At 53.3% G+C, this 16,190-nt stretch carries 14 protein-coding genes and 2 pseudogenes; 4 read left to right on the top strand and 12 right to left on the bottom strand.

Going from position 1 to position 16,190, the window contains the following annotated elements; genetic code table 11:
• Positions 1-675 precede the first annotated feature (675 nt).
• Positions 676-978 (bottom strand): annotated as a pseudogene (locus F4555_RS03960) (prolyl oligopeptidase family serine peptidase); the annotation flags it as partial.
• Positions 979-1,040: 62 nt separating this feature from the next.
• Between F4555_RS03960 and F4555_RS11420 the strand changes: the two are divergent.
• Entirely contained in the window at positions 1,041-1,610 is a 570-nt protein-coding gene (locus tag F4555_RS11420; RefSeq protein ID WP_115326059.1) for a response regulator transcription factor, read from the top strand.
• 118 nt (positions 1,611-1,728) lie between these two features.
• On the opposite strand, the gene F4555_RS03950 is transcribed toward F4555_RS11420, so the two are convergent.
• Entirely contained in the window at positions 1,729-3,573 is a 1,845-nt protein-coding gene (locus F4555_RS03950) for an RNA polymerase sigma factor (protein ID WP_115326060.1), read from the bottom strand.
• Positions 3,574-3,669: 96 nt separating this feature from the next.
• Here F4555_RS03950 and F4555_RS03945 point away from each other — a divergent pair, with 96 nt between their 5' ends.
• Positions 3,670-4,752: a polyprenyl synthetase family protein gene (locus F4555_RS03945; protein WP_004014938.1), complete on the top strand. Its 1,083-nt coding sequence runs from the start codon at positions 3,670-3,672 to the stop codon at positions 4,750-4,752.
• A gap of 31 nt (positions 4,753-4,783) precedes the next feature.
• Here F4555_RS03945 and F4555_RS03940 read toward each other — a convergent pair whose 3' ends face one another.
• Positions 4,784-5,146 carry an Rv2175c family DNA-binding protein gene (locus F4555_RS03940; protein ID WP_115326061.1) on the bottom strand — a complete coding sequence of 121 codons (363 nt, stop codon included), beginning with the start codon at positions 5,144-5,146 and terminating at the stop codon, positions 4,784-4,786.
• 80 nt (positions 5,147-5,226) lie between these two features.
• Here F4555_RS03940 and pknB point away from each other — a divergent pair, with 80 nt between their 5' ends.
• Positions 5,227-7,386, top strand: coding sequence for a Stk1 family PASTA domain-containing Ser/Thr kinase (pknB, locus tag F4555_RS03935; RefSeq protein ID WP_263475960.1), 2,160 nt, complete (start codon positions 5,227-5,229; stop codon positions 7,384-7,386).
• Here pknB and F4555_RS03930 read toward each other — a convergent pair.
• From F4555_RS03930 to F4555_RS03920, 3 genes and pseudogenes are all read right to left on the bottom strand, one after another.
• Complete coding sequence (locus tag F4555_RS03930; RefSeq protein WP_004014935.1) at positions 7,383-8,789, bottom strand: class II 3-deoxy-7-phosphoheptulonate synthase; 1,407 nt, start codon at positions 8,787-8,789, stop codon at positions 7,383-7,385. The two genes, pknB and F4555_RS03930, sit on opposite strands and share 4 nt — an antisense overlap.
• An 80-nt stretch (positions 8,790-8,869) precedes the next feature.
• Positions 8,870-10,069 (bottom strand): pyrophosphate--fructose-6-phosphate 1-phosphotransferase, encoded by a 1,200-nt coding sequence (locus F4555_RS03925; protein WP_036342295.1) that lies wholly within the window; start codon positions 10,067-10,069, stop codon positions 8,870-8,872.
• A gap of 55 nt (positions 10,070-10,124) precedes the next feature.
• Positions 10,125-10,817 (bottom strand): annotated as a pseudogene (locus F4555_RS03920) (lysophospholipid acyltransferase family protein); the annotation flags it as partial.
• A 49-nt stretch (positions 10,818-10,866) separates the two neighbouring features.
• Here F4555_RS03920 and F4555_RS03915 point away from each other — a divergent pair.
• Positions 10,867-11,199, top strand: a complete 333-nt coding sequence (locus tag F4555_RS03915; RefSeq protein ID WP_004012489.1) for a hypothetical protein — start codon at positions 10,867-10,869, stop codon at positions 11,197-11,199.
• A gap of 16 nt (positions 11,200-11,215) precedes the next feature.
• Here F4555_RS03915 and F4555_RS03910 read toward each other — a convergent pair whose 3' ends face one another.
• The 6 genes from F4555_RS03910 to F4555_RS03885 all read right to left on the bottom strand — a co-directional run bounded on the left by F4555_RS03910 (position 11,216) and on the right by F4555_RS03885 (position 16,125).
• Entirely contained in the window at positions 11,216-11,620 is a 405-nt protein-coding gene (locus F4555_RS03910) for a DNA-binding transcriptional response regulator (RefSeq protein ID WP_004014933.1), read from the bottom strand.
• 70 nt (positions 11,621-11,690) lie between these two features.
• Positions 11,691-12,752 (bottom strand): FKBP-type peptidyl-prolyl cis-trans isomerase, encoded by a 1,062-nt coding sequence (locus F4555_RS03905; RefSeq protein ID WP_004012491.1) that lies wholly within the window; start codon positions 12,750-12,752, stop codon positions 11,691-11,693.
• 20 nt (positions 12,753-12,772) lie between these two features.
• Positions 12,773-13,657 carry an FKBP-type peptidyl-prolyl cis-trans isomerase gene (locus F4555_RS03900; protein ID WP_004012492.1) on the bottom strand — a complete coding sequence of 295 codons (885 nt, stop codon included), beginning with the start codon at positions 13,655-13,657 and terminating at the stop codon, positions 12,773-12,775.
• A gap of 126 nt (positions 13,658-13,783) precedes the next feature.
• Entirely contained in the window at positions 13,784-14,131 is a 348-nt protein-coding gene (erpA, locus tag F4555_RS03895; protein ID WP_036342453.1) for an iron-sulfur cluster insertion protein ErpA, read from the bottom strand.
• 201 nt (positions 14,132-14,332) lie between these two features.
• Positions 14,333-14,764 carry a hypothetical protein gene (locus tag F4555_RS03890; RefSeq protein ID WP_004012494.1) on the bottom strand — a complete coding sequence of 144 codons (432 nt, stop codon included), beginning with the start codon at positions 14,762-14,764 and terminating at the stop codon, positions 14,333-14,335.
• On the bottom strand, positions 14,761-16,125 hold the full coding sequence (locus tag F4555_RS03885) for a M20/M25/M40 family metallo-hydrolase (protein ID WP_004012495.1): 1,365 nt from the start codon (positions 16,123-16,125) through the stop codon (positions 14,761-14,763). The genes F4555_RS03890 and F4555_RS03885 overlap by 4 nt, the downstream gene beginning before the upstream one ends.
• Between the last annotated feature and the right edge of the window lie 65 nt (positions 16,126-16,190).

Here is a 16,190-nt window from a genome sequence, read left to right as displayed (position 1 = left end):
GCGCCAGTTTGGGTGTCGTCGATTTTGCGCAGCCCCGGCTTGGCTCGGGCTGCATCCTGTAAGCGACACAGCAGCCAGTACTAATGCGGCGCTACCTGCGATTATGGCGTTAATTCGTTTTGAAAGCGGCACAGTATTCATGGCGTTCCCCTTTGCAAAATCCCCGCTAGGAACAACATCACTCTAGCTGGATACTAGAGAGGCAGCTTCTAAGGCTTCCTTTTGGTTCTGTTGGTATTTCCTCGCCTTACTGCTAAGCAGGAATAAGGGGATAATGATAATGAACTGGCCGATTAAGCATCCCCAGAGCAGCGGATTAAGTTTAGCCTGAGCTGACGAATCGTCTTGAAATATTAATACCAGACACAACCATATAGCCCAAATACCCATCAAGAATCCAAAAACAAACCAACGGAAAGCGTTTAGTCTATTCATGATAATTCCCTTCCTTAAGTCTGATGAAATCCTGGGTTTCCCAGACTCGCCACCACCTCGCCACCTTGCGCTTTAGCCTAACGACCCGACGAAACCCAGCGGTAGCTCTCATTATACCAAAGGGAACCCCTCCCTGACTAGACCTAAATCAGGAAAATTTTCAAACCGCTCGCTTCCGCCTATCGTTCCCGCAGGTCAGAGGCTCTCTAGGCCTTAACAATTTCCGGCTACCCGACACCATCAATTGCCGTGTGCCGGTGATAATAAGTGGCGATACCAGAAGGCGTATTCAAACTCGGGATGCGTGGTTCCGTGACCGACATTTGGCACAATAGAGCACAGACATTCGGTTTGGGTGGTGTTATATTCCCGAATTTTATTAATCCATTCAATGGCATCGCGATTGCTAATTCTTGTATCATTTTCGCCGAGCACAACAGCTAAAGAAGGATATTCCTGACATTTAACGTTTTGCACAGGAGAATATGACTTTATGAAGCGTTTAACCTCAGAATCTTCAAGAGGGTTCCCGAATTCACTCCAGTCTGTAGTGGTGAGTGGTAATTCCGGATTCTGAAGTGCTTCATAGGGATTGACAAAAGGTTGTGGAAGGAGTCGGTTTTGACGGCCACCACGTCCTCGATTTAGTACAGAAACACCATCCCGACGTAGTCCTAATGGACGTGGAAATGCCGAAAATGGACGGCATCGAAGCCACCAGGCAAATCAAGGAACGTTTCCCCAATCTAGGTGTCATCATGCTGACGAACTTCCGCCACGACACCTGGCTGAAAGAAGCCCTAGAAGCCGGAGCCGACGGATTCCTAACCAAGGATGCCCCAAGGGCAGACCTGTCCGCCGCCATCAAACAAGTCGCCAAGGGCGGACGTTTCATGTCCACCAAGCCACTCAACATGCTGATAGCCAACTACGAAGACCCCAACTTCACCCCCGACCCCAAGTACACCGCCGGGAAACAAGCCCTGACACCCGCAGAACGTGATGTCTGGCAAGAAGTCCTCAAAGGCAAAAGCAACGCCCAAATCGCCAAAACCCTACACAGCCAAGAAAGCACCATCAAAACCCACATGACCTCCATCATGCAAAAATTCCAAGTCCGCTCCCGCGCCGAACTCCTAGTATTCAGCGCCAAAAACGGCGCCATCCACGAATAATTGCGCTTGTCGCGATGTGAAACCTACGCCAAATTTCCCGACTAGCACCTCATGAACCTGCCGCAACGCAAGCAGACCACGGCAGTAGTCATAGCGAATCTAAAGAACCCAGACGGGGCTAGTTCAGGTAGTCGCGCAGGGACTGGGAGCGCGCGGGGTGGCGCAACTTCGACATGGTCTTGGACTCGATTTGGCGAATCCGCTCGCGGGTCACCCCGTAGCGATGCCCAATATCGTCCAGAGTCTTCGGCACCCCATCGTTGAGTCCGTAGCGCATGGCGATAACCCCCGCCTCGCGCTCGCTCAAGGTATCCAACACACGCTGCAACTGTTCCTGAAGCATTACGAAAGACACCGCGTCAGCCGGAACCACAGCCTCGGAATCCTCAATCAAATCCCCGAACTCGGAATCCCCGTCCTCACCCAGCGGGGTGTGCAGAGAAATCGGTTCACGCCCGTATTTCTGTACCTCCACGACCTTTTCCGGGGTCATATCCAGCTCGCGAGCCAGCTCGTCCGGGGTGGGTTCGCGCCCTAAATCCTGCAGCATCTGGCGCTGCACCCGCGCCAGTTTATTGATAACCTCTACCATGTGCACCGGCACGCGGATGGTGCGCGCCTGGTCGGCCATAGCACGGGTAATCGCCTGGCGAATCCACCAAGTAGCATAGGTCGAAAACTTGTATCCCTTGGAATAGTCGAATTTCTCGACCGCGCGAATCAAGCCCAGGTTGCCTTCCTGGATTAAATCCAAGAACAGCATCCCGCGCCCGGTATAGCGCTTTGCCAAGGACACCACCAGACGCAGGTTCGCCTCCAACAGGTGATTCTTGGCATTTACCCCGTCTTGCACCACCCAGTGCAGTTCCCGGGCGTGCTTCGGGGTCATCGAATCTTGTTCGGTTTTCAACAGGTGCTCGGCATAGAGCCCCGCCTCGATACGCTTGGCCAGATTGACTTCTTGTTCAGCGTTCAACAGGGCGACTTTACCGATTTGCTTCAAATAATCCTTGACCGGATCCGAAGTCGCCCCTGCCACCGTGACTTTCTGGGCAGGTTCGTCGGTTTCGTCTTTTTCCGAAATCACGAATTCGGCGGTTTTGGAGCCCTTCTTGTGCTTAGAGTCCCCTGAATAATCTGCTGTGTCGTCCTCGATATCGTGGTCTTGTTCGCCATCGGTGTCGTCGTCAAGGTCGTCTTCGTCACCTTCCTCGAAGTCATCCAGGTCGGTTTCTTCGATGTCTTCCTCGTCCAGTTCGACATCATCAGGTTCGCTATCCTCGTTTAATTCTTCTTCCTCGTCCAGAGGCAAATCTTTAGGAATCTCGGTATCCGCGTCCTTAGGCTTATGTCCGCGCCGCGTCGCTGTGGTCTTTCGCGCTGTAGTGCCCTTTTTAGAGGATGAGGCACCAGTTTTAGTGGTATCAGCCTGTTTCTTTCCCGCAGCAGTTTTCTTAGCTGCTGCCCCACTGGTTTTGGGGGACTTGCTGCCAGTTTCCTTAGCAGCAGAAGCTTTAGTGCCAGCCGCCTTGGCGGTTTTAGCACCGGAATTTTTCGTGGTTTTAGTACCAGCAGTCTTAGCACTAGCGGCCTTGTTACCTGCCGCTTTGGTGGTCTTACTACCGGACGCTGCCACTTTTTGGGCTGAAGTTCCGGATTTTGCGGTGGCGGTTTTAGTGCTACCGGTCTTGGAACTGGCGGTTTTGGGTGCCGTAGTCTTGGCGTTTGCTTTACTTTTCACTGCTTTCGCAGCAGCAGATTTCGTCGCCGTGGTCTTGGCGACAGAGGTTTTCTTGGCAGCAACTTTACTTGCGGTCTTAGCTGCGGTTTTCGCGGCTCCACCACTCGCGGTTATTGCAGTGGTGCCGGTGGTTTTGCTGGCAGTTTCCCTTGCTGTGGTGACCCTCTTTTTCTGGGTAGTTTCGCTTTGAACTTCGTCAGATTTTTGCTTTGTCGTAGACACCCCGAACCTTTCTCACGCTAAGTCATCTTCAACGTCCGAGGTTCAATTATAATTTTATGCTACCAGATTTTCATCTTACATGGTAAAATTTGCCACATGATTGAGGAAATTCCACTTGCCGACGAGATTCGTACTGGCGTAGGCCACCGACTCAACCACCCCTGGCAGCATTGCACTAGCGCAGCGCTGAGTGAAAAACAGCTCGATGATTTTTCCGATTCCACCATAGGTTTACTGTTACGCGGCAAGCGTTTTCGCGCTATCGGAGCCTATATCGGATGGATTGCGTCCGGCGGCACGGTCAGCCCTCAGATTCCCGGTTGCCTGTTGGATTTGGGGACTTGTCTGGAGCTGTTCCAGGCCTCTGCCATTGTCCACGATGACATTATTGATGAAGCCCGGATTCGTCGCGGTTTACCATCAGCTCAGATTGCTTTCATGACTTCCTCGCCGGCGGGCGGCCCGAAGTTTGGGGAATCGGCAGCAATTCTGTGGGGGGATTTACTCTTCGCGGCGGCAAACTCTTATTTCGCCAGCGCGGTGAAAGGCCTGGATTCCGCAAGACTCCAGGCACTGGGACAGCTCTACGTGACAATGCAAGCTGAGGTAGCCTACGGCCAGTACCTGGATCTTTTCGCGGAAAGTCGGGATTTAACTGCTGATGTTCCGCCTTCTAAGGAAAGCGCTATGGAGGTGATTCGCCACAAAACGGCACGTTATTCCGTGGTGATTCCAATTCTGATTGGAGCAGCCTTGGCTGGTGCCACCCCCGATTTACTGGTTAAACTAGAGGACTTTTCGACGCCGCTGGGGATTGCCTACCAGTTGCGTGACGATGATTTGGGGATTTTCGGCAGCCAGGAGTTAACTGGCAAGCCCAGTGGGGACGATATTTGCGCCGGTAAACGCACAGTGCAACTAGCGGTAGCTTGGGAAATGACTGATGACGAGGGTCGCGAATACCTGCAACGCTACTGGGGGGCTCCGGATTTGACCCCGCCGATTTTATCTAATATCCAAGCGATTATTACCGGTTCGGGGGCACGGGCGGCGGTAGCGAAGCTTATGAATCAGCATCTGAATCAGTCCCAGTTGATTCTCGATGCTCTCGATGTTCCGTTGGAGATTAAACAGCAGCTCTGTGCTTTTGGCTCGGCTTTGGTTAATCGCGAAAACTAGGGTTTTCCGTCGGGTTCATGAGGTGCCATCTTCACAGCGCCAATGCGCCCGCGATTCGTCTCACCGCTTTCTTTTTCCCAGTCAGCAGAGCTTGTAGCGGGGTCTCCCCCAGTGTCTCCTCGATCGAAAACAGCCAGCCTACTATCTCTGTATCTGTTAATCCGCAATCACGAAGCAAAGTAATAGTGCCTTTCAAAGTTTCAAGTGGCCCGACGTAATCTTCCCTTTTAACCAGGAATCCCCGGGGAATCATGTGTTTACCGTCAGTGGGGTTTTCTAAGGCTACCAGGGAGCCGTCTTTTGTCCAGGTGCGTATCTGTTTAGGTTCCACTTCTAGAAAAGCGGCGGCTTCCTTAGGTGTGAGCCATTCCAATTCCGTCCAAATATCATTCATGAAACAAAACTACGCTGAAAAGTGTTACTTCTCGGGGAGGGACACAGAAATCCGAGCATTTTTATCATAGACTTACCGGCGTGACGGAATCTCATGAACCCAGGTCTGCAGACCTCCCAACATCCTCCCGGAACGGCGATAGTGCCGATAAGCCCGCTAGTCAGGACAGAAACGCTGCTACCACGAAGATTCCAGCACCCGTTGTGCGGCCAAATCGCAACGGTAAACACCTGGCAGAAGATGATTCCGACGCTTTACCACCATTGACTGTTCCTCACCCGGGTTCCGTCGTGCCGGTTGGCGGCCAAGCCCAGCCGGACAGTCTGGTGGGAACCACGGTTGATTCCCGCTACGTTATCGAGGCGCGAATTGCGCGTGGCGGTATGGCCACGGTTTATCGGGCCAAAGACACACGCCTCGATCGTCCGGTGGCTTTGAAAATCATGTACCCCCACTTAGCTGAATCACAGGATTTCGTGGCGCGGTTTCGCCGCGAAGCTCGTGCTGCTGCTCGTTTGACCCACCCGGGAGTGGTCGCAGTCTATGATCAAGGCACCACCGAGGGCTCAAGCTATCTAGTGATGGAACTGGTGCAAGGCCCCAATCTGCGTACCTATTTGCGTTCCCAAGGCTGTTTGCCCCTAGGGGAAGCCCTTAGAATCACCACGGAGATTTTTGATGCCCTGGCCGCCGCGCACCGTAGTGGATTTGTGCACCGCGATGTCAAACCAGAAAACGTGCTTATCCCCAAGTCCGGTCCGGTAAAAGTGGCTGATTTCGGCCTAGCACGTGCAGCTTCCGAAGCTACCGCTGCCACTACGGGTTCTATTTTGGGAACAGTAGCCTATCTAGCTCCTGAAACCGTCTCGGGCGAGACTGCTGACGGACGCGTAGATGTGTATGCTACCGGAATCATGCTTTATGAACTGTTGGCAGGGGTACCGCCTTTCACTGGGGATTCCCCTATCCAGGTCGCCTATGCGCATGTACACAACGATTTGCCTCACATTCGCCAAACTGAACCGTGGGTTCCCGAAGCGGTGGACGAACTGATTACGAAGCTCACGGAAAGGGATCCGGCACACCGCCCGGTGGATGCGGCGGCAGGCAAGGCTTTGGTAGAAGATGTTCTGGCCGAGCTTAACCCCGAGGAACTGACTCTGCGAGGTTCGGCAAAACCAACGCTGGAAGATTCCGAGCCTATGGATGCGGTTATGGCAACCCCGACTTTAAACCAGGTGCCGTTAGCCATGACAGGAACCCAGAAAAAAAGATGGTTTGGTCGTAAGGCTAAGGGTACAACCCCGTTGGCACCTCATGAACCCGCCACCCCCACGAACCACCCCACGCAAGCCCACAGACGAGGCCGACTTATAGCACTCATAAGCGTTTTAGTGGTAATGCTGTGCGCTCTGGGTGCGGCATGGTTTTTCCTGTGGGGACCGGGATCGTATCGCCCCATGGTGGATTTGACTAACCAGCAGTGGTCGGGAGCTTCTAAGGCACTACAAGACAACGATATAGCTTTCCAGCGACAAGACGTTTTTGATGACGAGGTACCCGCTGGCAATGTAGTTCGCACCCAACCGGCCGCTAACCAGCCCTTGGGACGCTTCCAAAAAGCCACGATTTATGTGTCCAAAGGCATTGAGATGCTGCGAATGCCTGACTTGTCTGGGAAAACCGCGCCGCAAGCAACCGAGTTGGTAACCAAAGCACGTTTTACCGCCCCGCAAATCAGCGAAGACTACTCGGATACGGTGCCTCAAGGCACGGTGATTAGTCAAGACCCAGCTCCAGGCACCACCATCCCGCACAACACAGTGGTGAAGGCTGTTATCTCGAAGGGACGTGAACCGGTTACTGTACCACACCTGGTCGGGAAGACTCGGGATGAGGCCAATGCTTTACTAGCGCAATCCGGCTTGAGTTCCAATATTAGCGAGGATTACTCCGACACGGTAGCTAAAGGCTTAGTTATCAGCCAAAATACTAAGGGCGGTTCCACCGTTTATCGGCACGACGAGATTTCCTTCGTGGTGTCTAAAGGACCGCGAACCGTGGCGGTTCCCAATGTGCAACGTAAATCTCAAGCGGATGCCACCGCGATTTTACAAGGCCTAGGTCTGAAAGTCCGTGTTGAGCGAGTGTTCAATGTGGCGGGTATTGTTGCTGATACTAACCCCAGAGCTGGGACGGTAATCCCGGTGGGGTCAACTGTCACAATACGGATGATTTAGAAACCCATTTCAGGGAAATCCACCAGGTCAGTGTTTTGCAATCCGGGACGCAGTTTCGCCAGCATTTCCGCCACCATAAAAGCCAGCTCCAAGGATTGCTGGTGATTTAGGCGCGGATCTACCAGAGTCTCGTAGCGTTTCGCCAAGGCGGCTTCATCCACGGTTTCAGTACCACCCACGATTTCGGTAACATCATCGCCGGTCAACTCTACGTGAATGCCACCGGGAATCATCCCTTCGGCTTCGTGAACCTCGAAAAATGCGCGCACCTCGTCCAGAACCGTTTCAAAGTGACGAGTCTTATAGCCACTCGCAGTTTTCACCGTGTTACCATGCATCGGGTCACACATCCACACAATGGGTTTGCCCGTGGCTTTACCGGCACGCAATAAACCGGGCAGAATCTCGCGCACCGAAGCATTCCCCAGACGGGAAATCAGGGTGAGTCGTCCGGGGATACCCTCCGGGTTGAGTCGCTCTGCCAGGTGTGTTACGTCTTCTGCGGTGGCAGAAGGCCCCAGTTTCACTCCAATCGGATTTTTCACCCGCGAAAGCATTTCCAGATGTGCACCATCAAGTTGCCGAGTACGTTCCCCAATCCACACAAAGTGCGCTGAAGTATCGTACAAGTCCTCGGAAATAGAATCGACACGAGTCAAAGCGTTTTCATATTCCAAGAGAAGCGCCTCATGAGCCGAATAGAAATCCACTGTACGCATCGCATCGGCAGGCACCCCAGTTGCTTTCATGAACTGCATCGCCGCATCGATGGATTGAGCCAGGGCATCGAAACGGGCATAGGCTGGATTGTTCACAAACCCCTTGTTCCATTCGTGAACCCGGCGCATATCGGCATATCCACCCTGAGTAAAGGCTCGAATCAGGTTCAGCGTAGCGGCCGAATATTGGTAGGTTTCCAGCAGACGCTTGGGATTTGGGGTGCGAGATTCCCGGGTAAACTCGTGACCATTGACCGCGTCCCCACGATAAGATTCCAGGGTCACGCCATTACGAGTCTCGGTGTCAGCCGAACGCGGCTTGGCGTATTGCCCGGCCATCCGACCCATCTTGACCACCGGTAACCCTGCCCCGTAAGTCAAGACCACCGCCATTTGCAAAATCGTCTGAACCTTCAGTTTCAAGTGGTCGGCGGTGGATTCCGCGAAAGTTTCCGCGCAATCCCCGCCGGTCAGCACGAAAGCCTCGCCCTTGGCAGCCTTACCCATAAGTTCGCGCAGTTCATTGACTTCCCCAGCGAAAACCAGGGGTGGACGGCGTTTGAGTTCCACGCAGACTCGCTGGACTTCGACCACATCGGGATAAGCCGGCTGTTGAACGGCGGGACAGGCACGCCACGCCGCTTCGAAGTCTTGCAGATGAAGTTGTTCTACGCTGTGTTCCACGCTGATTATTGTCCTTGTACCCCAGTTGTAACTTGGTCCAGGCTACCATTGGTGGCCTGGACCAAGATTATCAGCAATCTCTAGATTTGGCCGATTTCAGACAGCAAGGTTTGGAACCATGGTGTGGTCACATCGAAAGGCTTGCCACCTTTAATCCGTTTGAAATCAATGCAGCTAAGAACATCGTGGTTTTCTTCGTCGTGCCCAATAACCCCAGATTTGCCAGCAAAAGCGCTCTGTACCGCCAAGTCCACCATGCCCTTTATCAGCAACAAATCCTGTTGATTAGATGGAGCAGAGCGTGCGAAGTATCCGGATTTTTGCACCAAAACCTTTTCGGCTTGCAAATCCGTGGCGAAATGCTTGGCGAAATACTGACCCGGGTTGATTTCATCAAGGCGCACATGCCCGAAAGCGTCGCGGTTAACCGTCTGTCCAGCCGCTTCCATCTCAGCCACAATATCCATCACACCCGCACCCTCGGACAGGAAAATATTGACATTTCCTACCCGATTCATAATCTCTTTGAGCCGTTTGGCTTCCGCTTTGATATCCATCTTCATTTCTGGGACATATACCCCGTGAATCTCCCAGTGGGAGCGATCCAAACCTACGCTGGGGACGAATTGCTGTTGATCCAACCACTCCCGGTAGAGCTTTGCGGAATAGGCGGTTAGCCAGCCACAATTTCGACCCATCACCTCATGAACGATGAGCATCCGGGGCGACACGCGCGACTCAGAAATAATGTGCGAGGCGTAAAGCGCAGTGTTTTCCGCTGCGGTATACGCACCCAGCGACTGGCGAATCGGTACCACATCGTTGTCAATAGTCTTAGGCAAACCCACCACGGTCAGGTGATAGTTATTGGTCTCCAGGTATGCAGCCAAGTCGGCGGCGGTAGTATTCGTGTCATCACCACCAATGGTGTGCAGCACATCAACCCCGTCCTTAACCAGACGATTGGCAGCAACCTGTAAAGCATCCTCCCCTTCCTTGATGAGGCCACGCTTGACTAAATCAGCGGTGTTGGTAAGCTTTACGCGAGAATTACCAATCGGGGAACCGCCGTAGTTCTGCAGGCGAACGGCATGGGCGCGAGCCTCGGCATCTATTACGAAATACTTGCCGGTCAACAGGCCGTGATAGCCGTGCTCGTAGGCAATAATCTCGACATTCGGGTCGGACTCCGTGTATCTCTCAATTAGCATTCCCACTGCCGTAGACAAGCAGGGCGCGAAGCCTCCTGCGGTCAGTAGCGCTACTCGTTTTAAACTCACTGTGTCACCTTTCTTTCTAGTGTTTTTCGGGTTTTCAAGCCTATTTTTAAGAGGCATCCTTGGAAGCCTTTTTGGCTTCTTCAAGCTTTTTCTTTACGTTCGCGGCGTATTCATCAACGTATTCCTGTCCTGACAGCAACATCAGCGCATACATGACCTCATCAGTGATGGAACGCAATGCGAAACGATCATTCTCCATCCCAATATAGCGGGAAAAATCCAGGGGTTTACCAACAATAACCCCGATTCGTTCCGGACGTGGCAGACGCTTGCCAATGGGCTGAGATTTATTCGTCCCCACCATCGCCACCGGAATAATTGGTGCCCCAGATTCCAAGGCCAGCCGGGCAATCCCAGTTTTACCACGATAGAGTCGTCCATCCGGGGAGCGGGTTCCCTCGGGATAGATTCCAAATAAATCTCCCCGCTTAAGTACCTCCAGGCCTTTATCCAGGGCGGCCTGGGAGGCTCGTCCCCCCGAACGATCCATAGGAATCACTCCCACGGATTGCATGAAGTGTTTCACCATCCAGCCTTTGAAGCCGGTACCGGTGAAATAATCAGATTTACCGACGAAGGTAATCTCACGTTTGGTCATGAGTGGCAAAAAAATGGAGTCTATAACGGCTAGATGGTTGGACGCGAGAATAGCCGGCCCCTCGTCCGGGATGTTTTCCCCACCGCGAATCCACGGTTGAAACAGTAAATGCAGCAACGGGCCCGCTACAAACTTTGCAAACCTGTACATTTTGAACCTCCGCTTGCCTGATTAGTAATTTCTGTATAGCTTGGGCATTATGTCTTTGTTTAAGAAAGGCCACCGGGATGATGTTCCCGACGATGATGAAATTGAACGCCGGTTCGAGGAACTAGCCTTGGCAACCCCGGAACTCGGTGGCGTGGGACCTCGCGACTGGTCTCCGGCAGAAGATACCGAGGGTTTCGTTCAGCCTGATCCCCCTCTGCCCCATTTACGTCCCTCCACAGTGAGAGGATGGGTTCTGCTGGTCATCAGCCTAATGGGTCTGTGCGTACTGGGCTTTGCACGCCCCGCTTTTTCTGCTGTCATAGCCTGTGTGTGTCTCCTGATTTTGTTATGGAGCTTGTACCTCCTGATTATCAAGAAATAGTTCGCACAATCTTCCATTAGTGCGCGGGTGCAAGCACTTTCTGGATGGCATCAACTACAGTGTCGGCGTGGAACGGCGCCTGAATACACTGCGCTGCTCCCGACCAGCGAGCTAGCCACTCGTCTTGGGGTCGCGCCACCAGCATAATAACCGGAGGAACTTTATCATGATGGTCATGTAACCAGCGAGACAGAGATTCCCCGCCTTCCTGGGTGGTCTCCGCATCCAAGACCAACGCCGCGAAACGGTTTTCTTCGAAGCTCAACTTCGCGGCCTTCGCGGTGGCTACTTCTAGCCAGTTAATCGGCGGCAAGCCAAAGGCTCCACTGATTCCGGCTGCGTCCATAATAGTTTCACGCGTGTGCAAATCACTGCTGAAAAGCATAATTTCGGCCGCATCGGGTTTAGTCTTCGCATCCATAGGCAACTCCTTCATATTGCTAAATTCATTCTAGCCTGGCCTGTCTTAGGAGCAAAAACCCCACCCTAGGTTATTTCGCGGGCGTGTTGCCTTTCTCCGAGAGGCTAATTGCATCGACAATATCAACAATCTGAACCACGCCGCGTTTAGCCGCTTCGTTTGGTGGTCCAACCAAAACCACACGGGAGCCTACTTTCTTGCCCACAGCCTTGGCATCTTCAGCTTTTACCCAAGTCACCGAACTGCCATTCGTCCAGGTGGATTGGGGGGCATCACCCCATGACCCATAGACCAGCACGTATCCTACTTGATCACCGGCTTCGATGGTGCGCCCCTGTCCTTCCATTGTCCACACAGTAACAGGCTGGGAGGGAATCTTGGCTCCCTCGACATATGCAGGTTGAGGTTCCTCACCAGGTTGGCAGTAAATCTTAAGGCCATCGGGCAATTTCGCGTCAGTAGGTTTAGACTTCGAAAGTACCTGGGTGTAGGCCGCCAACTGGGGTTCGTTCAAAACTGGTGGAGAGAACACAATATCAACTACAAAAACCAAGGTGTCACCGGCCAGCTTGGGCTTGCCAGCAATCCCCTTGCCCGCTGCCTTCTGGGCTTGTTCCTCAGGGGTGAGTTCCCCGTAGCCAAGCTTGGGAGGAATAACCAGCTCGACCCGATCGCCCACATGCGCTCCCGCTAATCCCCAACGCCAACCTTGCACCACTTCACGCAGGTTGAAAGTAGCGGTTTTGCCACGCTTCCAGGAACTGTCAAAGACTTTCCCGTCCCAAGTTTGCCCCACGTAGTTCACCACCACATCCGCATTGGCAGATACCTCGGAACCACTGCCTTTAATCAGGATACTGCGAATAAAATCATTGGACGGTGCCCCACTACCCGGGGCTATGGTCGGTTCCTGGCCAAAATCTTTGCCGGCCGTTGCCTCCGGGACGGGAGCATTTTCGGCGGGTTTGACTTCAGGGACTTCCCCGGATGAAGCCGGGGTAATTGTCTTGACGCAAGCCTTAGGCTTTGCCAACGGAGCATTAGATTCTTTATCGGCCTTAGAACACGCACTCACCCCTGCAATCAAAGGAATCAGCGCCAATACTGCCAGGAATTTCTTTGAGACTCGCATAAAATCCACTCCCTAAATCTTTAGCGTTTGGTGTCATATGAAGCCAAAATCTGCAGCAATGCCGCCCGCGGCTCGCTGGAAGAAGTAGCCGGATACACGACCAAAATCATACTTCCCAAGGGCAAGCCTTCGGCTTTGATGGAACCTGCCTCGATAGCGTACATCTTTGCGTTGCCCCAATCCCCAGGAGCGGTAGCCTTGCCCCAGTCCGCGCTGATTTGTTTCACTACCACGGACTGTCCCGGTTTGACGTTTTCACCGTTTCCTTGAGCATAGACGGTAGCATTTTGTTTCGTGGGGTATTCCCCCGCAGCGCTGGCATCTACCCCGAAATCGCCGTTTTCTGAAGCGTTCACGCTGACTCCTTGCGGCAAGGCTTCATTAGTCGGGGTAACTTGGAACTGACTGCCCGCATCCGGGGACACTGCAAGGCGAATATCAGCCACGTAGGTCAAAGTGTCGCCCTTCTTTACCCCAATAGATTCACTACCAAGATCACCATAGGCATCAGTGGGAGGCATTATCAGCATGAGCCGCTGTCCCACTTTCGCTCCACGCAAGGCCATCCATCCCTTAATCGGTGGGTCAGTCAGCGAGAAACCTCGTGGTTCGCCAGAACCCGCGATAGTCGAGTCAGGTAGCTGCGCTCCACCCCACACTTTGCCATAGTAATCCACCAAGACAAAGTCAGAATCCCCAACAGTTTGACCTTTACCGTCACCTTCGTCCAAAACCTTGGTCAAGATGGATTGAGGTGGCTTGTTACTGGGGAAATTTATCTCCGGGACGGTACCAAAGTTTGGGGAAGACACCGTAGGAAGACCATCTCCAGTTGCCTTTCCACAAGCGGAAAGCGTGAAAACAATGGTAGCGGAAGCCAACAGAACTGCGATTTTTCGAAACACGATACTCCCTAAATTGTTGCAACTCTTAAAATCTTTTCCATTCTACAGGGTAACTCTCAAGAAGTACCGCAATTTCGGCGCAGCTCGCCCTAGCTTTTCTTCCCTGAGTTACTTCCAAGATAGCTCTTAGTGAAAAGACCCTCCACAAGAACAGGTATTAGCCGCATTCGGGTTGTCAATCACAAAGCCCTGCTGCGCCAAAGTATCCTGGAAATCAATCGAGGCTCCGGCGAGGTACGGAACGCTCATCCGGTCTACCACCAGTTTCACCCCATCAAAATCCCGCACCGCATCGTCTTCCTCAATGACATCGTCGAACTCGAGCTGGTAAATCAGCCCGGAACAGCCCCCCGGTGCCACTCCAATACGCAGGTTCAGGTCATCGCGGCCTTCCTGTTCCAGCAGTGCCCGGATTTTTGCCACCGCCGCTTCGGTCAGGTTAACTTCGTGGGTCAAGGTTGCGGTTTCGCTCATAAATTTCCCTTCATTCAGATTCACTTCAGTTTTCAGTTTAGCCTGGTTTGGTTTGCCTTGCATTACCCGCAAGTGTTTTGTTCGCTGCCGGCACAGTCTAAAGCCGAAATAAAACCTGTAAACTGGCTGAATTCGGCTCGAAAGCAACCGGTTCCCCGAGTTTAGTTGAAAGCCGCTCTGCCTTTCAAAACTAGGGTATATTCAGTCATGATGCCAGGTTTGTCCCAAAATTTTACCCCAATCTTCGAGGCTACGATTGGGCTGTTCTGCTAACAAATACACGCCAGATAATCCGGATTCAGCCAGTTGCCGACGCGACAGTGGCGTGTCCATGGCAAGAGCCACCACCGGTTGAATTCCGTGACGCCAGACTTTCGAAACTACTAGGCTGGTCAAATCCCCCACCCCAGGTTCACCGGTAATTTCGGGAGTGAAAACCACGACCTGCTCAGCTCCAGAATCAAGTTTCAGGTGTCGCGGGGGTAAGACTGGTACGCCGGGTACGGCAACGCTGCCAGGTACGGCTATGGTTTGCATGGTTAGGATGTCATGAGGCGCTGATTTCAGCCAGCCCCTCATGAACCCGTCAAACCACGAGGCCACCGCTGGTACGGCGAAAACCTGAATTATCAACGCAAACCCGCCGCCGCCAGCCGCCCCAAAAATAGCGTCTCGGCTAAGGCTGCAGCCTGAAGTGCCGCCAAATCCTGGGACTCATTCTCAGAATGCGCCTGTGACAACGGGTCTTCCACCCCCGTAACCAAAATCTGGGCATGAGGGAACAGCTCCTGGAAAGTGGCGATGAACGGAATCGAGCCCCCCACTCCGATGTGTACTGCCGACTGGTCAAAAGCGTCAGTAAGCGCTCCTTGCATCAGTTTCATCGCGGGCGCTTCCAAATCAGCGGCGTAAGCCGGCCCGTATTCCCGCACGTTAACTGTAACTTCCGCCCCGAAAGGCACGTGAGCCTGGAGATAATCCGTCAGCGCCGCCCCAGCTTGTTGCGGATTTTCTCCCGGAGCTATCCGCATCGAAATCCTGGCGGTAGCCTCGGGCAACAAGACATTCCCAGAATGTTCCACGTCAGGACAATCGATCCCAATTACTGTTACCGTGGGTTGCGTCCACAGGCGGGCAGTCAAATCGCCCTCGCCAATCAGCTTCAACCCGTCGACCGCGCCGAGTTGCTCACGCAAATCCGCCTCGGGGTAATCCACATCAGCCGATAAGTCGCGCACCAATCCAGGCACCGCCACCACCCCGGTATCGGTGTGCAAAGTCGCTATCAGGCGACACAAGGATGTCAAAGCATCCAAGACGACCCCTCCGAACTGGCCAGAATGCACCGCGTGGGTCAAAGTGCGCACCGTCACATCCACAATTAGCACCCCCCGCAAGCCAGTAGTTAAGGCTGGGGTCTGGGCATCCCAGTTCGAAGAATCCGTCACTATAATCACGTCAGATTCCATGAAATCCCGGTGCTTTTCAAGGAAAGCGTGGAAGGTCGGGGAACCGACTTCCTCTTCCCCCTCTATGAACAATTTCACCGTCACCGGCAGGTTTTCACCCCAAGCTCGCAAGGTCGCCAGATGAACCGCGATTCCCGCCCCATCGTCGCTGGCACCACGCCCATAGAGTCGCCCGTCCTTTTCCACTGGCACGAAAGGACTGGTGTTCCACCCGGATTGGCCATCGGCCGGCATCACGTCGTGGTGGGCATAGAGCAGCACGGTTGGTGCCCCCGCCGGCCCGGGTTTCTCGCCAATAATCGCGGGGCGAGAAGTGCGCCCGGTTTTGGGGTCTTGCACCGTGGTGATTTTGGCTTCAAATCCGGCTTTCGCCAGTCTCCCAACGATGAATTCGGCACTTTTCACCATGTCCGCCTCGTGTTGCGGCAAGGCAGAGATTGCCGGGATTGTCACCAGTTCCTTTAGGAAATCCACGATTTTCGGGAAATCAGCGTTGATTTTATCTCGCAATGTTTTTTCGTCCATGTGGCTGAGCCTCCTTTGGGGAAAGGGTTTCAGGCCTCTCCCAAGTTGTGGAATAATCGAGTTAT

The organism is Mobiluncus mulieris (assembly GCF_014204735.1).
In the GTDB taxonomy this organism is placed as follows: Bacteria; Actinomycetota; Actinomycetes; order Actinomycetales; family Actinomycetaceae; genus Mobiluncus; species Mobiluncus mulieris.
Note: the sequence above shows the minus strand (reverse complement) of the source record. Positions and strands in the feature narration are given on the sequence as shown.